17 protein-coding genes and 1 other annotated feature are annotated in these 22,544 nt (G+C 56.0%); of the genes, 5 read left to right on the top strand and 12 right to left on the bottom strand.

Annotation, left to right across the window (positions count from 1 at the left end; translation table 11 throughout):
- Window positions 1–269 precede the first annotated feature (269 nt).
- Complete coding sequence (locus MJ257_RS11365; protein WP_240269347.1) at window positions 270–2,264, bottom strand: diguanylate cyclase; 1,995 nt, start codon at window positions 2,262–2,264, stop codon at window positions 270–272.
- 480 nt (window positions 2,265–2,744) lie between these two features.
- Between MJ257_RS11365 and rpsD the strand changes: the two genes are divergently transcribed.
- A complete protein-coding gene (gene rpsD, locus MJ257_RS11370; protein WP_240269348.1) occupies window positions 2,745–3,344 on the top strand; it encodes a 30S ribosomal protein S4 in 600 nt (199 codons plus the stop codon).
- Between the two features lie 105 nt (window positions 3,345–3,449).
- Here the strand turns inward: rpsD and tyrS are convergent, their stop codons facing one another.
- Window positions 3,450–4,703 (bottom strand): tyrosine--tRNA ligase, encoded by a 1,254-nt coding sequence (gene tyrS, locus MJ257_RS11375; protein WP_240269349.1) that lies wholly within the window; start codon window positions 4,701–4,703, stop codon window positions 3,450–3,452.
- 67 nt (window positions 4,704–4,770) lie between these two features.
- Window positions 4,771–5,046 (bottom strand) — a binding site (T-box leader).
- A gap of 172 nt (window positions 5,047–5,218) precedes the next feature.
- Between tyrS and MJ257_RS11380 the strand changes: the two genes are divergently transcribed.
- The gene (locus tag MJ257_RS11380) at window positions 5,219–8,338 is read left to right on the top strand and encodes a transglycosylase domain-containing protein (protein WP_240269350.1); all 3,120 of its coding nucleotides are present in this window, start codon (window positions 5,219–5,221) and stop codon (window positions 8,336–8,338) included.
- A 415-nt stretch (window positions 8,339–8,753) separates the two neighbouring features.
- Here MJ257_RS11380 and acsA read toward each other — a convergent pair whose 3' ends face one another.
- Entirely contained in the window at window positions 8,754–10,478 is a 1,725-nt protein-coding gene (gene acsA, locus MJ257_RS11385) for an acetate--CoA ligase (protein WP_240269351.1), read from the bottom strand.
- Window positions 10,479–10,792: 314 nt separating this feature from the next.
- Here acsA and MJ257_RS11390 point away from each other — a divergent pair, with 314 nt between their 5' ends.
- Both MJ257_RS11390 and MJ257_RS11395 read left to right on the top strand, forming a co-directional pair.
- The gene (locus MJ257_RS11390) at window positions 10,793–11,425 is read left to right on the top strand and encodes a GNAT family N-acetyltransferase (protein WP_240269352.1); all 633 of its coding nucleotides are present in this window, start codon (window positions 10,793–10,795) and stop codon (window positions 11,423–11,425) included.
- 27 nt (window positions 11,426–11,452) lie between these two features.
- Window positions 11,453–12,631 (top strand): acetoin utilization protein AcuC, encoded by a 1,179-nt coding sequence (locus MJ257_RS11395; protein WP_275693795.1) that lies wholly within the window; start codon window positions 11,453–11,455, stop codon window positions 12,629–12,631.
- A 34-nt stretch (window positions 12,632–12,665) separates the two neighbouring features.
- Here the strand turns inward: MJ257_RS11395 and MJ257_RS11400 are convergent, their stop codons facing one another.
- From MJ257_RS11400 to MJ257_RS11415, 4 genes are all read right to left on the bottom strand, one after another.
- Window positions 12,666–13,385, bottom strand: coding sequence for a 5'-methylthioadenosine/adenosylhomocysteine nucleosidase (locus MJ257_RS11400; RefSeq protein WP_240269353.1), 720 nt, complete (start codon window positions 13,383–13,385; stop codon window positions 12,666–12,668).
- Between the two features lie 176 nt (window positions 13,386–13,561).
- Window positions 13,562–14,566, bottom strand: a complete 1,005-nt coding sequence (gene ccpA, locus MJ257_RS11405) for a catabolite control protein A (RefSeq protein WP_059043810.1) — start codon at window positions 14,564–14,566, stop codon at window positions 13,562–13,564.
- Between the two features lie 113 nt (window positions 14,567–14,679).
- Window positions 14,680–15,021, bottom strand: a complete 342-nt coding sequence (gene ytxJ / locus MJ257_RS11410) for a bacillithiol system redox-active protein YtxJ (RefSeq protein WP_240269354.1) — start codon at window positions 15,019–15,021, stop codon at window positions 14,680–14,682.
- A 121-nt stretch (window positions 15,022–15,142) separates the two neighbouring features.
- Window positions 15,143–15,559 carry a hypothetical protein gene (locus MJ257_RS11415; RefSeq protein ID WP_240269355.1) on the bottom strand — a complete coding sequence of 139 codons (417 nt, stop codon included), beginning with the start codon at window positions 15,557–15,559 and terminating at the stop codon, window positions 15,143–15,145.
- A 261-nt stretch (window positions 15,560–15,820) separates the two neighbouring features.
- Between MJ257_RS11415 and MJ257_RS11420 the strand changes: the two genes are divergently transcribed.
- The gene (locus MJ257_RS11420; protein WP_240269356.1) at window positions 15,821–16,348 is read left to right on the top strand and encodes a type 1 glutamine amidotransferase domain-containing protein; all 528 of its coding nucleotides are present in this window, start codon (window positions 15,821–15,823) and stop codon (window positions 16,346–16,348) included.
- A gap of 267 nt (window positions 16,349–16,615) precedes the next feature.
- On the opposite strand, the gene ptsP is transcribed toward MJ257_RS11420, so the two are convergent.
- The 5 genes from ptsP to gnd form a co-directional block, all read right to left on the bottom strand.
- Window positions 16,616–18,358 (bottom strand): phosphoenolpyruvate--protein phosphotransferase, encoded by a 1,743-nt coding sequence (gene ptsP / locus MJ257_RS11425; protein WP_240269357.1) that lies wholly within the window; start codon window positions 18,356–18,358, stop codon window positions 16,616–16,618.
- A gap of 215 nt (window positions 18,359–18,573) precedes the next feature.
- Window positions 18,574–19,002 carry a CoA-binding protein gene (locus MJ257_RS11430; RefSeq protein ID WP_240269358.1) on the bottom strand — a complete coding sequence of 143 codons (429 nt, stop codon included), beginning with the start codon at window positions 19,000–19,002 and terminating at the stop codon, window positions 18,574–18,576.
- A gap of 59 nt (window positions 19,003–19,061) precedes the next feature.
- On the bottom strand, window positions 19,062–20,354 hold the full coding sequence (aroA, locus tag MJ257_RS11435; protein ID WP_240269359.1) for a 3-phosphoshikimate 1-carboxyvinyltransferase: 1,293 nt from the start codon (window positions 20,352–20,354) through the stop codon (window positions 19,062–19,064).
- A 30-nt stretch (window positions 20,355–20,384) separates the two neighbouring features.
- Entirely contained in the window at window positions 20,385–20,900 is a 516-nt protein-coding gene (locus MJ257_RS11440) for a shikimate kinase (RefSeq protein ID WP_240269360.1), read from the bottom strand.
- Window positions 20,901–21,057: 157 nt separating this feature from the next.
- Window positions 21,058–22,467 (bottom strand): NADP-dependent phosphogluconate dehydrogenase, encoded by a 1,410-nt coding sequence (gene gnd, locus MJ257_RS11445; protein ID WP_240269361.1) that lies wholly within the window; start codon window positions 22,465–22,467, stop codon window positions 21,058–21,060.
- Window positions 22,468–22,544 lie beyond the last annotated feature (77 nt).

The raw sequence follows: 22,544 nt of genomic DNA on the forward strand, positions 1-22,544 counted from the left end.
CGCAGGACACTAGCGTTAGCGTTAATAGCAACCCGTTTATCATGACTGCTACCCGGTATCTCGGGCCTCTCTGTGCCATTCCCCTCATGCGCAAGCCCCCGCCTTCTAAATGCGCCGGATCATCTCCGGATGATCCCCCCGCATGTTTCTAGCAGTAGCCTGCCACGGAGGTCGCCGCTCTATGCGCCGACGCGGCCATCGCGCAAAAGAACGCCCCCGCCGTCCAAAGCACGGCTGGGAGCGTTCTAGACCGGTCGGGCCAACGCGAATTACGGGGCAGGGGCATCGTCCCTGGACCCGATTTGCGTTTGGTTCCGCCCGTTGTTCTTGGCTTTATATAAGGCCATGTCCGCCTGATAGAAGAGCGACTCCACGCTCAACTTATCATCGCCCCGGATCCATTCGGCAATGCCGCACGACACGGTGACCGGCGGATCGGTATCCATCGCAACGCGCAGCCGGATCGTTTCCGCGATTTGGTAGCTGTTATCGGCACTCGCGCCAGGCAAGTATACGGCCAATTCTTCGCCTCCCCAACGGGCGGCGATGTCGGTTTTGCGGATCGAGCTTTTGACGATTGCGCAGACCTGCTTCAGGATTTTATCCCCGGTTTGGTGACCGTACGTATCGTTGACCTGCTTGAACTGGTCGATATCGACGATAATTAAGGAGCCGTTCGTGTCTTTCTTCTGGAACTCCTGGATCGCATCGTCGACATAGTGGCGCGCGTAGAGTCCGGTCAGCATATCGCGGTTCGCCATACGGCGAACCTCCGCATGCAGCGACGCGTTCGCGATCGCCAGGCCGATATGCGAGGAAAGGACCTGCAGCAGCTTATAATTGTCATACGAGAAGAAACGGGTATCGCGGTGGGCCAGCATGATCACCCCGTTGACTTCCCCCCGTACGATCAAAGGGGCGGTAATCAGCGAACGCGAACCCGTCTCCTCCATAAATCTCGAGGATACTTTCCCATAAGCCTGAAAGTCCGATAGAATGATCGGCTCCTGCGTAGAGTACACCAACCCGCTAAACCCATAGTTTTTCGGAAAAAGTTCCTTCGACAGCCCCGGTACGTTGCTGGACATGATCTCAAACGTTTCCCGTTCTTTGCTCAGCTGGGAGATGCAGCAATATTCCGCCTTGAAAATCGACAGCAGCTCTTCGGTAGCAAATTGGAACACTTCCTTGAGCCTCAGGCTTTGATTCAGCCGTTTGGTCAACTCATTGATCAGCCGCAGCTCGTTAATCAGCAAGTTGGACTGTTCGTAAAGCTTGGCGTTCTCGAACGCCGTGCCGGCCGTATCGGCCAGCATGCCGATCAGCTGCAAATCCACGTCATCGATCTCTTCCCGCCGAATTTGCAAGTGGAAAACGCCATATACCCCTTGCTTGCCGTTGAGGGGCACGGCGATTTCCAGCTGTCTTTCGCCGCTTTCTTCGGAAATCACGGCATCCCTGACCTGCATCCGCCCCTCCATGAAGGCCCTCACGAGCAACTCATCGCCCTGCCCGTGCAGCTGCAGCGACTTGACCCTCGGATCACGGCTTAAATTCTCCTGGGACATCAACAGCTCCAGCTTCGCTGCCGGATACATTCCGGAAACCCGTTCGAACACTTCGGTCAGCACCGAATCCACATCGATCTTGTCATGGAGCTTCTGCACCACTTGAAACAGCTTGGAGCGGCGTTGTTCCTCACGTTTGGTCTGCTGCTGGACGCGCAGCAGATCGGAGACGAACAAGCCTTCAAAGCATTGATAGAAGCATGTTCGAAGCAACTGAGCCGTCGTTTTGGCAAACAGGACCGCTGCCGCGGCGCCGCTCTCCCGCAAGAAGCAGCCAAGCGCCGCAAATACCTCGCCACGGCTGCGGGTAAGCAAAGGTACGGCCACGTAGACTCCGTCCGCCGTTTCGATTGCGCACGCTTCATGCTCCCGAAGGCTTTGGGCGATTGCCGCTTCCATCGGCGGGGGCCAAGATGGGTCCAACGGCTTCCCCGACGCTGGCGAATCGGCCAGCAGCAAGTCTCCGCGGCTGTCGGCAAGGAAGAAGCCGGCCTCACCGAGTTCCGGCATATCGCTGACCAGCTTGCGCCATTCGGCATATCCTTGTTGTAAGATGGAATCGATGTAGGGGATATCGTGAACGGTAATATCAAGCTGCCGCAGCCAATCCGTATAATTGTCGCCATCATCAAGCCGCGGCAGGCTAGAAGCGTTATTCAGGTTCAGCATCGGCTGACCCAAGGATTGATCGGCCATAAAAAAAGCTCCTTTATATGCTGCGTTGGATTTTAGCTCTTCGATTTCGATTTGCGATAAATACCAAACGGACAAGCTTCCTTCCCTGAAGTTCAAGCTTGTCCATCTTCGCCGGATCCGATCTTGTCTGTTAACCCTATTTTACTATCTTCCTTAGGGTTTTGCATTATAATTCCTAAGGTTTGAGGCATTTTTTTAGGTCAAAAGCCCTATCGACAAAATATCGCCTTTCCCAACAAAATCACTTATTGACTTTATCTCCTCAAATCATATAATATATATTGTTGATGAAGACTGGATAGAGTCTTGCTTAGGGCGTAACGCATGCGAGCACCCTCTCGGTTTTTGTTGCTGACGGGACAGCGGCTGAACTTTCCTGTCAGGGAGCGTATATTTCATCTATCCTTCGCTCACCCAAACAAAACCCGCGCAAGTAGAACCCTATACGAAATTTAACCAACAAAGGAGTCTACCTATACAATGGCACGTTACACTGGTCCTAAATTTAAACTCAGCCGCCGCCTTGGCATTTCCTTGAGCGGTACAGGCAAAGATTTGAAGCGTCCGTTCCCTCCGGGGCAACACGGTCCTAACCAACGCAGAAAAGTAAGCAACTACGGCGCACAGCTGCTCGAGAAACAAAAATTGCGCCACATGTACGGCTTGGGCGAGAAGCAATTCCGCACCTTGTTCGAGAAAGCGCAACATATGCCTGGTATCGCGGGCGAAACGTTCATGTTCCTGCTTGAAAGCCGTTTGGACAACCTCGTTTACCGTCTGGGCTTCGCGAACTCCCGCGCCGGCGCGCGTCAGCTCGTATCCCATGGCCACGTAACCGTGAACGGCAAGAAAGTGGACATCGCTTCTTACCGTGTGAACATTGGCGACGTGATCGGCCTTCGTGAAAGAAGCCGCGGCCTTTCCTCGGTGAAGGAAGCTCTGGAAAACCGCTCGCATCTTCCAGCTTACCTGGAATTCAACGACACGGCTCTGGAAGGCAAATACATCCGTTTGCCAGAACGTTCCGAACTGTCGCAAGACATCGATGAGAAGCAAATCGTCGAATTCTACAACCGTTAAGATTTGCAAGCCAAACCGGCCAAGTCGTTATCGACTTTGGCCGGTTTTTTTTGTGTGAATAAAGAGAACCCCGAACCATGATCGAAGGTTCGGGGTTCTTTCATATTACTTGACTTGCAGTTTGGCGAACTTACGTTTCCCGACTTGGATGATCTCTCCGCCCGCCAGCTCCACTTCGGCATTCGGATCGCTGATCTTCTCTTCATTCAGCTTGACCGCGCCCTGCTGGATGCTGCGTTTGGCTTCCCCGTTGGAGGCTGCAAAATCGATCAGCGTCAGCAGTTTGATCAGGCGGATTTTCCCGTTCTCCAGCTCGGCGGCAGGAATCTCCTTCTCCTCGATATCCTCCGGCAGCGCCCGCTGCTGGAACACGGTCACGAAATGCTCCTGGGCTGCATCGGCCGCTTCTTGGCCGTGGTACATCCGTACCAGCGTGTGGGCGAGTCTCATCTTGGCATCGCGCGGATGGACAACCCCCGATTTGAGACCCTCGGTAAGGGCGGTTAATTCTTCCAGGGACAGGTCCGTCACGAGCTCATAGTATTTCGCCATCAGCTCGTCCGGTACGGACATCGCTTTGCCGTAAATTTCGTTTGGCGCCTCATCGATGCCGATGTAGTTGCCTAGGCTCTTGCTCATCTTCTGCACGCCGTCCAGACCTTCGATGATCGGCGTCATGATCGCGACCTGCGTGTCTTTGCCGTATTCTTTTTGCAGCGTCCGGCCCATGAGCAGGTTAAACTTCTGGTCCGTCCCCCCAAGCTCGATGTCGCTCTCCAGCGCCACCGAATCCATGCCTTGCATCAGCGGGTAGAAAAACTCATGGATGCTGATCGGCTGCCCGGTCGTGTACCGCTTCGTAAAATCGTCGCGTTCGAGCATGCGGGCTACGGTGACCTTGGCGGAGAGCTTCACGACGTCGGCGAACGTCATCGGAGCCAGCCATTCGGAGTTGAAATTGACCTGGGTTTTGGCCGGGTCCAAAATTTTGAAAATTTGCTGGCGGTACGTTTCCGCGTTCCGTTGTACGTCTTCTTCGGTTAACTGCTTGCGGGTTTCCGATTTCCCGGTCGGGTCGCCGATCCGCCCCGTGAAGTCGCCGATAATCAGCTGCACCTGGTGCCCCAGCTCCTGAAACTGGCGAAGCTTCTGCATGACTACCGTATGGCCGACGTGAATGTCCGGCGCGGAAGGGTCCAGCCCCAGCTTGACCTTCAGCGGTTTACCGGTCACGACCGACTTGATCACTTTCTGCTTGAGTTCGTCCTCCGGCACGATTTCCACCACGCCGCGGGAGATCACCTGTAGCTGGCGTTCCACTTCGGCCTGCTGTGCTGCGTTTAATTCTTCCCACTTCATTGCTCTTACCTCCGTCTAAATTGTTGATTCACCTATGAAAATGAACGCAAAAAAGCTCCTTCCCATCCCAAGGGACGAGAAGGAGCGCTCGCGTTACCACCCTAATTAAAACCGGTTCCGGATTCGCGGCGAAGTTGCCGAAAGGACCGTTCACGGTTTTCACTTCATTCACATAACGGGATAACCCGGTACCGGACTACTGGCGCTTCGGGATGTTCCCGCGCGTTCCCCCGGACGGCTCCAGACGGTATTTCAAAAGGGATCCGCCCATTCGGTTCGCAGCAACCACCGATTCTCTGAGCAGCGGGATTCCGCCTTCTACTGAGTCTTTCCAAGCCTTTTGTCGATATGCGATTTAAAATAATATATAACATAGATGCATTCGCGAAGTCAAACCTACGAAAGCTAGGTCATAAGCACGAAGAGGGCTCCAAAACGCGCCAAAATACGCTGAAAAAACATCCAAATCCCCTTTTTTATGCTATAATGTTGCTGTTTATAAAGGAGGATCATGCATGGATCATGAGAACGACAAAAACTCCGGCAAACTGCGGCGCAATAACCGGAGCGATAAACCCGCTAAACCCGCCCGGAAGCGCTCAAAGGGCCGGATGGCCTGGGCGATTGTGGGTTGGCTCGTTCTGTTTGGATTAGCCGGCGCTCTGTTTGCCGGGGGGGCCGTATTCGGATACGTATCCTCCATCGTCAAGGACGATCCAGTACGGTCGCGTGCCGACATTGAAGCGAAAATCAACCATAATGAAATGACGGGCTTTGCCTATTTCCGGGACGGTCAGCCGATTGGCCAGCTCCGCTCGGAAGAGGATCGCCGCCCCGTCACTTACAAGGAGATCCCGCAAACCGTGCTGGATGCGGTGATCGCCATCGAGGACAATCATTTCGAGGAACACATCGGCATCGACTTCATAGGGACGCTGCGGGCGGTCAAGCAGCGCCTGCTTCATGAGGATGTGCAGACCGGCGGCAGTACGCTGACGCAGCAGCTGGCTCGGCGCGTGTTCCTGAACCTGGATAAGACCGAAGACCGCAAGGTCAAGGAGATGCTGCTGGCGCTTCGGCTGGAGCGTTTTTTATCGAAGGAAGAAATCATTACGGCTTATCTGAATAAAGTGCCTTTCGGCAACGGTTCGAACGGGTATCAAGTCTACGGCATTAAGGCCGCGGCCAAGGGCCTCTTCAACGTCAGCAACCTGGCGGATTTGAATATCGCCCAAGCGGCTTATCTGGCCGGTTTGCCGCAGCTGCCTTCCACGTATTCCGCTTTTAACGGCAAAGGGGAATTCAACGAAGAAGCGTTCGGTCGGGCGGTGAAACGCCAGCAGCTGGTGCTGCAGCGCATGCTCGAGGAGAGCAAAATCACGCAGGCACAGTATGACGAAGCGGTAGCTTTTGACATCAAGGGTTCGTTGGCTAAGCCAACGAAGAAGGCTTACGACACCTTCCCGTATCTGATGCTGGAAACAGAACGTCAGGGCGCGATCGTGGTCGCGATGCTGAACAATCCGGAGATGACCAAAGAGGAAGTCGCGGCGAACCCGCAAATCCTTGAGGAAGCCCGCCAGGAGCTGCTGACCGGGGGTTACCGGGTGTATACGACCATCGATAAGAAGGTCTACAACTCCATGCACAAGGTGTCGGACAACGCCGACAATTTCTCGCCACCGAGCGAGAAGAAAGGCCTGGAGCAAGTCGCTTCGATGATGATTGACAACAAGACCGGCGCGATCCTCGGGATGATCGAAGGCCGCGACTTCTACACCGAGCAAATGAACTATGCGACGCAAATGAAACGGCAGCCGGGCTCGACGATGAAGCCGATCGCCGCTTATTTGCCGGCCCTCGAAGCCGGACTCGTTCAGCCGGCCAGCATCATCGATGATTCGCCGATCATCCTGAAGGACTACCAGAAGGGCTTCCACATCCCGGTGAACTCCAGCGGCGGTTATAAAGGCCTTGTAACGGCGCGGACCGCGCTGAACGAATCGCGGAACATTCCGGCGCTCCGGGTGTTCAACAACATCGTTGGCATCGACAAAGCCTGGGACTTTGCCAAGAAGCTGGGGATCACGACGTTGGAGGATGAGGACTATAGCGCGCAAACCGGCGTGCTCGGCGGCCTGAAATATGGCGTTACCGTCGAGGAACTGACCAATGCGTACAGTGCCATCGCCAACGGCGGGAAATTCACCGATGCTTACATGATCGAGAAAATCGCCGACGCCAAAGGGAATATCGTCTACAAGCATGAAGTCGAGCCGCAGCAGGTATTTTCCGAGCAAACGGCTTACCTGATGACCGATATGCTGCGCACCGTCATTAAGGACGGCACCGGCAAATCGATCAAAAGCGATTTCAAGAACTATGGCAAAATCCCGGTCGTCGGGAAAACCGGAACCACGCAGAACTACGCCGACGTCTGGTTCATGGGCTACTCGCCGGACGTTACGCTGGGCGTATGGATCGGGTACCGCGAGCCGGTGAACACGCTGTCGGAAGCCGGTAAATCGCGGGCGCGCAAAATTTGGGCGCTCGTCATGAACGAAGTGACTGAAAACGAACCCGATTTGTTCGCAACCGAGGCGTTTACCAAACCGGACGGCATCGTGACGAAGACGGTGTCCGGTTACAGCGGCAAGCTGCCGACTCAATTAACGCAGCAGGCCGGCAAGCTGGTTACGGATATTTTCAACGCCAAGTATGTGCCGACGGAGCCGGACGACGTGCTGATCCGGGCCAAATACGTGACGTATGAAGGCATCAACTATGTACCGCTGGAAACGACGCCTTCCGATATGCTGCGCGAGAAGGTCGTGGTGAAACGCGAGACGCCGATCGAAGTGCTCAAGGAACAGCTGGAGCAGGCGTTCGCAGGCATGTCCGGCGGCCACAAACCTCTGAGCTTCTACCTGCCGAAGGATGCCGGCGAAGACGCGCCTTACAAGCCAGATCCGCGGGTTGACGACGGCCAAGCGCCGGCACCTCCGGCGAATGTCGCCTTGTCTGGCGGCGGCGGAGCGGCCACGATCACGTTTAGCGAAAATACGGAGAAAGACGTCGTTGGTTACCGGTTGTACCGCGCGGATGACGGCGTGACGTTCCAGTACACCGGGAAAGCGACGTTGGTCGGAGATCCGGCCGCGATTACGGACGGCGGCTCGGCCGGCTTCACCACCGCGTACTACGTCACGGCGGTCGACGTGGCCGGCAAGGAATCGGCGCCGAGCGAGATCGTTAGCGCCTTTGGCGGCGGCGTGTTCCCGGACGGCGGCTCGACGCCGGATACGAACGGTGAGACGCCGGGCGGCAGCAACGACGGCACGATCGGCGACAACAGCGACGGCGGTCCGCTCCCCGCTTCGCCTGCCAACGTGAGCGTCAAGAAGGACGACCGCGGGTTCACCGTTAGCTGGGACGCGAACGGTGCGCTCGACCTCGTGTCAAGCTACAACGTCTACGTGTCCGATGCCCAAGGCGGCTCGTACACGAAGGTGGGTTCCACCTCGGACCCGCATTTCTCGTTCAAAACCGATTCCAGCTCCGTCTGGATCCAGGTCACCGCCGTCAACGTGCTGGGCGAATCCCCGCCGTCGGCACCGGTGCAGTATAGTAAGTAAGCAGTAAAAAGCAGCAGGTGTGAACCTGCTGCTTTTTTACACTTTGGTTTTCCCTCCCCTACTCCACCATCTGCTAGTTTCGTGTCACTTCTATCTGCTAGAACAGTTGATCAGCTAGCATCTATCTGATTTTTCGAATAGAATCCGCATCGCCCCCCCGTTTGGAGGAAATATGATCGATTTTTCATATAAAATCTCGAGGTTGGCGCTCCAAAGGGACAATTATGTATGAAATTTCATATATATTGAGAGAAATCCGCCTGAATCCAGCGTATATGTTCGATTTTTCGAATATAATTCCGATTCGGCGACAGAGATCGCTCCCCCAAGGGGCAGGTTTTCCTCCTTCCTGCAAAAAAAAAGAGTCCCCTCAAGCCTTCGCTTGTGGTGACTCCCTATTATAGATCTAACGACCTCAGTCCTCGATCGTCGACAAATCGCCGGCCGGGAGGTTCAGCTCCCAGGCCTTGAGCACGCGGCGCATGATTTTGCCGGAGCGGGTCTTGGGCAGTTTGTCTTTGAACTCGATTTCGCGCGGGGCGGCGTGAGCGGACAGCCCTTCCTTGACGAACTTCGCGATCTCCGCCTTCAGCTCCTCGGACGGCGTAAAGCCTTCGCGCAGCGAGATGAACGCCTTGATGATCTCCCCGCGCACGGGATCCGGCTTGCCGATGACTCCGGCTTCCGCCACGGCCGGATGCTCGACGAGCTTGCTCTCGACCTCGAACGGGCCGATCCGTTCGCCGGAGGAATTGATCACGTCGTCGATCCGCCCCTGGAACCAGAAATAGCCGTCCTCGTCCATGTAAGCCGTATCGCCGGAGATGTACCATCCCGGGATACGGAAATACTCCTCGTACTTCGGCGCGTTGTTCCAGATCAGCCGCATGACCGACGGCCACGGTGTGCGGATGGCCAGATTGCCCATCCGGTATGGCGGCAGCTCCTTGCCGTTCTCGTCGATGATTGCCGCCTCGATACCCGGTACCGGCTTGCCCATCGAGCCCGGCTTGATCGGCATTGACGGATAGTTGCAGATCAGTTGCCCACCCGTTTCGGTCATCCACCAGGTGTCGTGGATGCGGCGGTTATACACCTTCATCCCCCAGCGAACGACCTCGGGGTTGAGCGGCTCGCCGACCGACAACACATGGCGGAGCGACGACAGGTCATACTTCTGGATGATGTCCTGCCCCGCTCCCATCAGCATGCGGAACGCCGTTGGCGCGCTGTACCAGACGGTCACCTGGTTCTTCTGGATCGTCTCATACCAGTCGGCCGGGCTGAAGCGTCCGCCGCGGACGACGTTGGTCACGCCGTGCAGCCACGGGGCAAAAATGCCGTAGGACGTGCCGGTCACCCATCCCGGGTCCGCCGTACACCAATAGACGTCTCCTTCCTTCAGGTCCAGCACGACGTTGCCGGTATGATAATGCTGGATCATGGCGTTATGCACATGGTAAACGCCTTTCGGTTTGCCGGTCGAACCCGACGTATAATGCAAAATCAAGCCATCCTCGCGGTTCACCCACTCGATCTCGGCTTCAGGGGATGCGGCTTCCATCTCCGCCTTAAAATCGACGATCCCGTCCCCGGCTGCCACTTCGTCACCTACGACGATGATCGTCCGTAGCGTCGGCAGCTCCTCGCGCTTCACCCGAGGCAGCAGCGCTGGCGTCGTGACCAGTGCAACCGCACCGCTGTCCTCCAGGCGATCCTTGACTGCCGTTTCCATGAACGCCTCGAACAGCGGCCCAACGACCGCACCGACCTTCAGCGTGCCCAGCACACTCACATAGAGCTCCGGCGTCCGCGGCATAAAGACGAAGACCCGATCGCCCTTCGTGATGCCGTACTTGCGCAGCACGTTGGCGAAACGGTTCGTCAGTCCCTGCATATCCTCGTACGTATACGACTCCTCCCGCGCAGGATCGCTGAAGCGGAGCGCCACCCGCTCGCCCTTGCCCGCATCGACGTGGCGATCGATCGCCTCGTACGCCATGTTCACTTTGCCCGTGACGTACCAGGAGAACTGCTTCTCGACATCCTCCCATTGAAAATTCTTATACGCCTCCTCGTAGCTGCCCATGTTGGACGACGGAACGCCCGGTGAAATAACTTCCCCTTGCAGTTGACTCATCGTTTCATCCTCCCTTAATCTTTGGAAATCTCCAAGCAATAGATCAAAGTTTATGAAAACGGATACATAGCAGCGTAAGTTGAGAGCTTCATTCAGCGTCATGGGTGAGGGCATCCGTTTTGATCGAAAAAGCAACGACAGAACTCAAGCGATTTGAGGCGGTATTTCGAGTACAACGATCACACGCACGGCCTGAAAATGTGAATAATTTATGTCGGAGAACATTATAGCACACGTTTTCGCGCACAGGCTACACTTTTCAAATTTTCATTTTTCTGTTATAAGTGAGGGGAACGAGCAAAGGAGGCGGTTCCATGGAACACCAAAAAACGTATATCCGCCACACCCTGCCCCATCAGAATCGTGAAATCGTTGTGGAAGGTCCCGTATCCCCTTCCCATCTCCAAACCTTAAAGATGCATCCCGATCTGGATGCGTTCCGCAAACCGGCTGATCAACACGCCGCACTGGTGGAAATCGCCGGTCTTCCGGAAGGTCGCATCATCCTGGCCCGCGAGGATTCGACCATCGTCGGGTATGTCACCTTTCATTATCCCGACGACATGGAACGATGGTCGCAAGGCCACATGCCCGATCTCATCGAGCTCGGAGCGGTCGAAGTTGCTGATGATTACCGTTCTCTCGGGCTCGGATCGAAGATGATCCGCACGGCGTTCGAGGACGGTCAGATGGAGAAATACATTGTTTTTACGACCGAATATTATTGGCATTGGGATTTGAAAAAGAGCGGTCTCTCCGTATGGGATTACCGCACCATGATGGAGCGGCTGATGAAGACAGTCGACATGGTCTGGTACGCCACCGATGACCCGGAAATTTGCTCCCATCCCGCCAACTGTCTGATGGTTCGCATCGGCAAGGAGGTCCCCTTGTCCTCCGAGGAGCAGTTTGACCGGATTCGTTTTCAGCAGCGATTTATGTACTGACAGTATACAGGAAGGCGTGATGCATCCATGCCTGGAAGCGCTTTATTTGTCCACCATGAGCAGGCGATGAACTACCGGTTTCACGACGGCCATCCGTTCCATCCGATCCGGCTGGAATTGACGATGGATCTGCTGCGGGAGCTCGGTGCGCTGACGCCGCCGCAGATGCACCTGTCACGGCCGGCGACCGACGAAGAGCTGCTGTGGATCCATCAGCCGGCCTACCTCGAAGCCGTCAAGCAGTTGAGCCGCCCGAGTCCCGAGGCGGATTGGATCACGCGTGGCGAGCAGTTCGGGCTGCTGGACGAGGATACGCCTTATTTTCCCGGCATGCACGATGCGGCGGCCTGGGTCGTCGGGGGGACGATTACGGCCGTGGAGGCCGTGCTCTCCGGCTCCAGCACGCACGCCCTGCACCTCGGCGGCGGTCTCCACCACGCCCTGTCGGCCAGAGCGGCCGGCTTCTGCGTATACAACGACGCCGCGGTGGCCATCGACTATGCCCGCCGTAATTACGGCGCGCGCGTGCTGTACGTCGACACGGACGTCCACCACGGAGACGGGGTCCAGTGGAGCTTCTATTCGGACCCCGATGTGTGCACCTATTCCATCCATGAGACGGGCAAATACCTGTTCCCGGGCACCGGCTTCCTGCCGGAGCGAGGCGAGCATCAAGGTTATGGCGCTTGCATGAACCTGCCGCTTCAGCCGTATACAGAAGACGCCTCCTGGATGGAATGCTTCGAGGAATCGATCCGGCGGTTAACCGCGCATTTCCAGCCGGATCTGATCGTCAGTCTGCACGGCTGCGACGCCCATGCGCTGGATCCGCTGTCGCATATGCACTGCAGCATGTCGATCTACCGGGACATGCCGGCGATCCTGCACGAGCTGGCCCACACGTATTGCGAGGGCCGCTGGGTCGCCATGGGCGGCGGCGGGTACGACTTCTGGCGGGTCGTGCCCCGCGCCTGGAGCCTACTGTGGCTGGAGATGAGCGCTCATCCGCTAACCGCCGCCCTGCGCCGTGACCCGCTACTCCCGCTGCCGCAAGCCTGGATGGACCGCTGGCAGCCGCAGACCCCGTTCCAGCTTCCCGCCGCTTGGCTGGATGACCTGTCCCATTGGGAGGGGATCCCCCGCCGGGCGGAAATTACGGCAAAAAACCGCGAGAGTCTCGCGGTTGCCTTACAGGATTATCCCTAAGACTCAGGTGGGGTTGATTAACCTCACCTGAGTCTTATCGTTTTAACTCGCCGGCATGCTCTACCATGTCGTTCAGAATGGCAAACGAACGCCGGGCCGCCAGCGCGGTAAACTCAGCGAAATTCACGTCGGCAGAGCCGTCCGCCTTGTCCGAGATGGAGCGAAGCACGATGAACGGCACCCCGTTCCGATGGCATACCTGGGCCAGCGCTGCCCCTTCCATTTCGACGCAAGCGCCGTCCAGTTCCCCGTACAGAACCGAGCTAACGAATTCCGGATCCGCGATGAACTGGTCGCCGGACAGCACCCGTCCTACCCGATATTGATGGTCCGTGCACTGACGGGCGCAAGCGTCTTCTGCCAAGCGGATCAGGGCAGGGTCGGCCGGAAAGTCGGAGACGTCCTGGTACGGCGTAATGCCGCGCGCAAAGCCCAGCGGCCGCACGTCCATATCATGCTGCATACAAGTTGACGAAATGACGATATCGCCAACGTTCAGATCCGGGTGGACCGCTCCGGCCACCCCGGTAAACCAGATCGTATCGGCTCCAAAGCGATCGATCAGGATTTGCGTCGTGGCCGCGGCATTCACTTTGCCGACGCCGGATTTGCATACGACCACGTCCCGGCCGTGGAGCACGCCTTTCACGAAAGCAGCCCCTGCCGCATTCACCGCCTCCTGACGTTCCACCTTTTCGAGCAGCAATGCGATTTCTTCATCCATGGCCCCCATCAGGCCAATCGTTTGGTTCATGTGAGTCTCTCCCTCCTGTTCTCCCGTCCATCCGTGCGGGCACGAATTATTGTCCCCGAATACTCAAAAAAGCTCCTTAATGTAAGGAGCTTTTTTATCCGTAGTTAACCTTTTTCATATATATTTTCTATGTGTAACTTATCTCTCTATTCGAAACGCTTCAAGCTGCCGGGCCCTTAAACGTGGCTGACGGACAACCGCAAAATCGTTTCGTGCGGCAAAATCACCCGCGGGTTCTCGACCGTTTCCTTCTTCATCAGCTTCGTCAATAAACGCATCGCTACCGCACCGAGGTCATACATCGGCTGAGCGACCGTCGTCAGCTGAGGACGAACCATCGAAGCCATGCGGATATTATCCACGCTAATGATCGAGAAGTCGTCCGGTACCTTCAAGCCTTCGTCTTGAATGCTATGAATCGCGCCGATCGCCATTTCGTCCGTTGCCGCAAAGATCGCCGTCGGCCGTTTCTTCAGCCCCAGGAAATACTTCATCGCTTCCACGCCGGACTCATAGCGATAGTTACCGATCCGCACCAGATCCTCTTGGTACTGGATGCCTGCCGTTTCCAACGCACGTTTATATCCCTGGAATCTCGCGTAGCCGTTCGCCGGATCCTGCAGCGTTCCGCTGATCATCGCAATCTCGCGATGTCCATGGCGGATCAGCGTGCTGACCGCGTCAAAAGCCGCCGCCTCGTGATCGATATCCACGGAAGGATATAATCCGTTCTCGTCGCTCGTTGCGCAAAGCACGATCGGCACCGCGGACGTCTGGAACGCTTGAATATGTTCCTCCGTTACGGTTCCGCCCATGAACAGGAGCCCGTCCACTTGCTTCTCGAGCAAAGTGTTGATAACGCGGATCTCCTTCTCTTTGCGTTTGTCGGCGTTACACAAAATAATGTTATAGTGATACATGTTTGCAATATCTTCGATGCCCCGAGCGATTTCCGCAAAGATCGAATTCGAGATATCGGGGATGACCACGCCTACCGTGGTGGTCTTCTTGCTGGCAAGACCCCTGGCTACGGCATTGGGCCGGTAGCCTAACCGTTCTATCGCTTCGTAAACCTTTTTCCGGGTCTGCGGCTTCACATTCGGATTGTTGTTGACAACCCGGGAAACCGTGGCCATCGAGACGCCTGCTTCACGTGCCACATCGTAAATGGTAACCGTCACATTCTTCTCTCCATTGCCAATAGATTTTCACTCGTTCATCCGGTAAAGTTCCAGAGCTTCAATTAAATTTATGATACGACAAAATACTACTTTATGCAATGATAACGCTTCACTCAGCTTAAAATCTCCTGCAGCGCCGCCTTCGTGATCTTGGAATGGGACGCGTGCCAGACGGCTTGTCCCTCCTTGATCAGGATGGCTTGAGGGGATTCATGCTTGACGCCAAGCCGCTCGGCCGCCTCGTTGGATACGTCCCGGTTCTCGATGACGTAAATCAGCCCGTATGTAACGTCTTCGCGCGGAGTCCCGTTCAAATAAGCCTCCGATTCCTTATGTGCCCCGGCACTGATCGGGCAGCGGGTACTGTGCTTGAATAGCAATAGCGGCTGGCTTGAGGAGCGTTCCAAAGCATCATTCAGCTCCTGGACCGATTGTATTCTCATCCATTTGGACATGACGTTTCATCCCCTTTTGTGCGAATAAGAATCTCCAGATGTTCTGTTGATATCTTAACAAAAAGAGAAATGAAAATACAATATGATTTACAAAATGATTTGCAAAAATCGAGCAAAGTCGTCAATTGGCCTTGGAAAGTTGTCGATTCTTTACATATTTAGACAATTGGGAGAGACGTTTGGAGATCTCGTTCATCCAGTCCAGGTCGCCCATGTTCTTGGCTCCGCCGTACAGGTCCAGCAGCAGGTTGATTCGTTCCTCGCATTGCTGTTCCAGCAAGCTTTCAAAGGAAGCGCTCTCCGTTCGATTCCATTGGCGGTAGATGCCGAAAATCAGGTCGGCCAGCTCGTTCTGCTCGGTAAAATAAACACGCCCGTTAGGCTGCTCCTTTTTGAGCTCGGCCAACAGGTCCGTCAGATCCGACTTCACCTCGGGAAGCACCTCGTAATAGCTGCAGTCCTCGCACTCGTAAATCGGAACGCGGTCGATTTCATAGATTCCTTCAAAAATGACCAGCCTGAAGCCTAGGTTCATCATTTGCCCGCAATGACAGTGCTTACGCACGGTACCACCTCATCTTAGTCCTTTGCATTTTTAAGTTCGATGATTTTTTACGCATATAGATCCTATTCGACCCGTCTGCGAGAATCTCCTTCTGTTGGCGAAAGGTACTTTAAATTGCCATATTTGGAAAGGTTTCAGAAACCGCCGGGCATAGTAATAGTCATCATTTTTGATACAATTAAAATATCGAATCGAATTTTCGTCAAGTACCATAAAAGACAGGAGGAGTTGGATTTGAGATTAACTGGCAAAAAGATCATTGCCCTAGTAGATGAGGAATTCGAGGATTTGGAGCTATGGTACCCGATCTACCGCGTTCGCGAAGAGGGAGCCGAGATCCATTTGGCCGGTCCGGTGAAAGGCAAAAAATACATCGGCAAATACGGCGTCCCCGCTGAGGCGGAATTTGCCTTCGAGGAAATCGATGCCAGCGTCTATGACGGCATTCTTGTTCCGGGCGGCTGGGCGCCGGACAAGCTTCGGCGTTACGAGAAGGTGCTGCAGCTCGTCCGTGAGCTGCACCAAGCGAAGAAGCCGATCGGGCAAATCTGCCACGCCGGCTGGGTGCTCATCTCCGCCGGGATCTTGAAGGGCGTGACCGTCACGTCCACGCCCGGCATCCGCGACGATATGCAAAACGCCGGCGCGATCTGGCTCGACGAGCCCGTCGTCGTGGACGGGCACATCATCTCGGCCCGCCGTCCGCCGGACCTGCCGGCTTACGGCAAAGCGTTCGTGGATGCGGTGGCAAATCTGCGGTAGCCGTCTCGTCCCGCGCCGCGCCTGCTCCCGCCAAATGTAAAGGACAGTCTATTCTAACCGAACTCCCCGAAATTCGGGATTCGAATGCAAAAGTGCAGTTCACGTCGGCTCATTCGGTCCGATTCGCCGATATCAAATGCACTTTTGCATTTCAGAGGTCAAATTGTACGAACCTGCTACAGCTTATAATCCGATCCTGAAACGAAATAAGCCGTCCCCTGAGTCGAAACAGACTTAGGGGACGGCCTATTTTATTCGTGGGATCGCTTATTTGCCCAACCGTTCTTGCTCGAGCTCGTGCGCATAGCGAACCAGCTCGGATTCAACCTGATCGCTGGTCGACAAGCGGTAGCAGGCTGCGCCGACCTCCTTGCTCTCCCGCGAATCGGAGTTCAAGACGCGGTGCTTCACACGCAGCAGTGCTTGCGGTGACATGCTCAAATCGGTGACGCCAAGGTGCAGCCATAACGGCACCGCCTTCTCGTCCCCGGCCATCTCGCCGCAGACGCTGACCGTGATGCCCGCCGCTTTGGCCGATTGCACCGTTTGGCGCAGCAAACGCAAGACCGCCGGATGGAACGGGTGGTACATATGGGCGATCTTCTCGTTCATCCGGTCGACGGCCAGCACGTACTGGACCAGGTCGTTGGTGCCGATGCTGAAGAAATCCACTTCCTGTGCCAGCAGATCGGCAATCGCCGCCGCGGCCGGAATTTCGATCATTATGCCAACTTGAATGTCGGGGTCATAGGCGAGTCCGCGCCGGGTCAAATCCTGCTTGGCTTCCTCCAGAATCGCATTCGCCCCGCGGATTTCCTCCAGCGAAGAGATCATCGGATACAGGATCTTCATTTTGCCATAGGCACTGGCGCGTAAAACGGCGGCAAGCTGCGTTCGGAACAGCTCGCGACTGTCCAGGCTGATGCGGATCCCGCGGTAACCCAGCACCGGATTCTCCTCTTCCTGCAGCTCGAAGTATTCCAGTTGCTTGTCGCCGCCGATGTCCAGCGTCCGAATGACGACCGGGTGCGGCCCGGCTTTCTCCGCGACTTGCCGATACACCTCGAACTGCTCGTCTTCGCCCGGAAAAGTGGACCGGTCCATATACAAAAATTCCGTGCGGAACAAGCCGACGCCTTCTGCGCCGTGCTTCAAAGCTAGCTCCAAATCTTTCACGGAGCTGATATTCCCGGCGAGCCGCATGCGTACGCCGTCTTTGGTCACCGCTTCAACGGAAGCCAGCAGCTGCAGCTGTTCCTTGCGGCGGCGCTGTTTCTCCGCCAGCTCCGTATATCGCGTAACGACCGCCGGTTCGGGATTGAGATACACCAATCCTTCGTCTCCGTCGATGACCAACAGATCGCCCGTTTGCAGCGGCTCCGCCAGCTTGTTCTCAAGCCCCGAAACGAGCGGAATGCCCAGCGCCCGAGCCATGATCGCCGAGTGCGACGTTTTCCCGCCGGCCATCGTGACCATGCCCAACACGTTGTCCGGATTCAAATGGACCAGTTGGGAGGGGGAAAGCTCCTTGGCCACCAAAATATACGGCTGCGTATCGGCGGGCAGCGTAATGTCCGGCGTTCCGAGCAAATGCTTGAGCAGGCGATTGCCGACATCCTTGATGTCGAGCGCCCGCTCTTTCATATATTCATCGTCCAGCAGGTCAAACATCGTTACAAAATGGTCGATCGCTTCCTTGACGGCAACCTCCGCCGCCTTGTACTGGCGTTCGATGATTCCCCGGATCTCGCTCATAAAAACGGGATCCTCCAGGATCGCCAGATGGGCGTCGAAGATGCCGGATTCCTCCGCACCCACCGTCTCCTTAATCTCGTTCTTCATCACTTCGATTTCGGTTTTGGACGTGCGAATGCCTTCGTACAACCGCTCGAATTCTTTGGCGAGATCCACCTTCTCCATCCGGCGATCCGGTACGTCCCATTCCCAGGCGGGCAGCACAAAAGCTTTGCCGATGGCGACTCCCGCTGCTGCTCCGATCCCCTGTATCATGTAGTGACCCCCTAGTCCTGCTTGTAAGTTCCTGTTCCAAGGCACATTAAAATGGAGTTCAAAAATCAGCTTTGATGATTTTTGAACTTCCTCTGTAGGATGCCCTCTATCTATTTCATTATGGTAATCCTAGCCCCTTAAATTTGTCAAAGGAAAAACGAGAAGCCAAAAAAGGGCCCTCCGATTGTGGACGGGTCCTATTGGCCGTGCTGCATTTAACTGCGTTTTCCGATCAAAATGCTGTCCTCGACCTTGATGCAGCGATCCATAATGACGGTCAGACCGCCTTTCGAAGCGATTTCGTACGCCTCATCGCTCGCGATCCCCAGTTGCAGCCAGAGCACGCGGGCGCCGATTTTCACGGCTTCCTCGGCCACCGGCGGCGTCTGCTCGCTGCGACGGAATACGTTGACGATATCCACCGGCTCCGGGATGTCCGACAAGCTCGGGTACACCTTCTCGCCCAGAATCTCGCCGGTGACCGTCGGATTGACCGGGATGATGCGGTAGCCGTTATTTTGCAGCGCTTGGGCCACCATGTACGAGGTCCGGTCGGTTTTGTCCGACAGCCCGACCACCGCAATGTTGCCGGCTTTCAGCAGGATCTCCTTGATTTCCTCACGGCTCGGATTTTCAAATGCCATTTGAAATGCCTCCTTTGCCGGCGCCGGCCCCAGCCAGCGCCTTGCATCTTAATTCATGTTTATTCTACCCGTTCGATGGATGCGCCAAGCGATATCATGTGGTCAAAAAATTGTGGATACGATTTCGCCACATGATGCGCGTCCTTGATGACCAGCGGCTCCCGGCAACGCAGGCCTACGACGGTCAGCGCCATAATGACGCGGTGGTCGTAATGCGCGTTGATCGTCACGCCGCCTTCCAAGCCGGATGGACGTCCATGCACGATGATTTCGGCTTGGCGCTCCTCCACGTTCGCTCCGGCTTTTTTCAACTCGGTCAAGAAGTCCGTGATTCGATCGCATTCCTTATACCGCAAATTTTCCACGTTATAGAAGCGGGACGTTCCGTCGGCGAACACCGCGGCCGCCACCATCGCCAGTACGGCGTCGGTCGCCGCATCGCCGTCGAATTCCACCGGCCGCAGGCGGCCGTTTCCTTGCACGTGCACCGTACCGTCCTGATGGGTCAGCGGGACGTCCATCATCTGCAAAACGTCTACGACGGCGCGTTCCCCTTGTTTGCTGCGTTCCGCCAGCCGGTGCACCTTCACGTCCGACTTCGTCACCGCCGCTGCGGCCAAAATCGCCGCCGAGCCAGGGTAATCGCCCTGCACGGTATACGTCTTCGCCTGATAGGCTTGCCCGCCGGGTATCCGAAAATGCATATAATCGTCGCTGGCATGAATCACGATGCCCGCCTGCTCCAGCACCTCCAGCGTTTGCCCGACGACGACCTTCGATTTCAGGTCGTTCAGCACCTCGATTTCACTGTCTTCGGCCAGCAGCGGCGTAAGGAACAACAACGCGCTCAAATACTGCGAGCTGACCGCGCCGGACACGCGGATCTTTCCGCCCTTCGGCTCCCCGCCGCGTATCGTGATCGGCAGCCTGCCCTCGTTATGGCTGACCTCTACGCCCAATTGCCCCAGCGCATCGATGAGATCGTCATGCGGACGTTTCCCGAGCGAATCCGGATACGTATTCACGAACGTCACCTCCGGGCACAACGCAGCAATCGCCATCAGGAAGCGCAGAACCGCGCCAGCGTTGCCGACGTTCAGCTCTTTGACGTCCTTCGGCCGACGCCCAAAACCGGTGATGACGATCTTCTCCTCGTCCTCTTCCAGCACCGCGCCCAAATCGGCGATGCAGCGCCGCATGGCGTCGCTATCCTCGCTGTGAGCCGGGTAATAGACGGTGCTTGTCCCTTCCGCCAAAGCGGCAACCAGCAGGTACCGGGTCGTATAGTTTTTGGAGGACAATGCTCCGATTTCGCCTTTCAGCTCCGGCGTAGGCCTTACGATAACGTCCATATTTGTCTCATTCCCCTTTAAAGTTATTGATCAAGAACCGCGGTAATGCGTTAAAATCTCCGACGCTACCTGTTCCGCACTTTTCCCCGATGTGTCGACGGTCAGATGGGCAAAAGCATAAGCATCCTTCCGTTCCTCCAGCAGCGCCGTCACCCGCTCCTTCGCGCCTCCGGCCAGCAGCGGCCGTCCCGGATCTTCCCCAACGCGTGCGATAATCTCCTCCGCGGTCGCTTGGAGCGCGACAACCAGGCCGCCGTCCCGCATGGCCAATCGATTCTCCTCGCGCAATACGGCGCCGCCGCCGGTCGCCAGCACGATCCCGCGGTCCTGCAGCGTTCTCCGCAGCGCGGCGGATTCGAGGTCACGGAAGTAAGCTTCCCCTTCGGCCGCGAATAGCTCGGGAATCGTCCGCCCGGCCTCCGCCACGATCCGCTGGTCGAGATCGACGAGCGTCAGGCCGGTTTCGGCCGCCAGCAGCGAGCCGACGGTCGACTTCCCCGTGCCCATCATGCCGATCAACACGATATTTTTTAACGGTTGATTCATGTGTTCGTTCACCTACTTGCTCTGTTCAGCTCATTGAGGCAATCGCTCAGAGTAAACTTTTTCATATCATAACACAGGCCGATCAATTTTCAACACGAAAAAGAAGCCGGCAGGGACGTTTTCGTCCCTCCGGCTTCCAGGTGATCCGTTCTTCGGCTTAGAACCATTGATGGTGGAAGACGCCATCCTTGTCAACGCGTTTGAACGTGTGAGCCCCGAAATAATCGCGTTGCGCTTGCAGCAGGTTGGCCGGCAGGCGTTCCGTGCGGTAGCTGTCATAGTAGGACAGCGCGCTGGCAAAGCCCGGCACCGGTATCCCGTTCGCCACAGCGGCGGATACGACACTGCGCCATGCGTCTTGGTAGCTTTCCACGATATTTTTGAAGTAAGGGTCAAGCAGCAGGTTCTTCAGCGCAGGGTCGCGGTCGTAAGCTTCCTTAATGTTGTGCAAGAACTGGGAGCGGATGATGCAGCCGCCGCGGAAAATCATCGCGATGTTGCCGTATTTCAAATCCCAGCCGTATTCGTCGGAAGCGGCGCGCATTTGCGCGAACCCTTGGGCGTAAGAAACGATCTTCGAGGCGAACAGCGCTTTGCGCACGCTCTCAATGAATTCCTTCTTGTCGCCGCTGAACGCTTGCTTCGCCGGTCCGTTCAGGATTTTGCTGGCGGCTACGCGCTCTTCCTTCATCGCCGAGAGGAAACGGGAGAAAACCGATTCGGTGATCATAGACAACGGCACGCCCAGATCGAGAGCGCTTTGGCTTGTCCATTTTCCGGTACCCTTCTGGCCTGCGGCATCCAGGATGACGTCGACCATCGGTTTACCGGTTTCTTCATCGTATTGCGAGAAGATGTCGGCGGTGATTTCGATCAGGTAGCTGTCCAGCTCGCCTTTATTCCATTCGCTGAAAATCTCGTGAAGCTCCTTCGCATCCACGCCCAGCACGTCTTTCAACAGATGGTAAGCTTCCCCGATCAGCTGCATGTCGCCATATTCGATGCCGTTATGCACCATTTTCACGTAATGCCCGGCTCCGTCCGGACCAATGTATGTACAACAAGGATCGCCATTCACTTTCGCGGAAATGGCCGTCAAAATCGGTTCAACCAGCTTATAAGCGGATTCTTGTCCGCCGGGCATGATGGAAGGACCTTTCAAAGCGCCTTCTTCGCCGCCGGATACCCCGGTGCCGATAAAGCGGAACCCTTTGGCTTCCAATTCTTTGCTGCGGCGCTGCGTATCCGGGAAATGCGCGTTGCCCCCGTCGATAATGATATCGCCTTGATCCAGGTAAGGCAGCAATTGCTCGATCGTGCTATCTGTTGCCGGACCGGCTTGTACCATGATTAAAATTTTACGCGGCGTCTCCAGCGAGTTCACGAACTCTTCGACGGAAAACGTGCCGACCAGGTTTTTGCCTTTGCCTTCGTTGTCAAGCAGGTCATGCGTTTTTTCCGGGGAACGGTTAAATACCGACACGGTAAAGCCCCGGCTTTCAATATTAAGGGCCAAATTCTTGCCCATGACGGCCAAGCCGATAACGCCGATTTGTTGTTTTGACATGGTCTCCATCCTTTGCACACTATATTTTTTTCAATAGTATCATTTTAACTCTTTTGTGTACAGAAGTGAACCCTGCG

It is taken from the genome of Paenibacillus timonensis (genome assembly GCF_022427145.1).
Lineage (GTDB): Bacteria > Bacillota > Bacilli > Paenibacillales > Paenibacillaceae > Fontibacillus > Fontibacillus timonensis.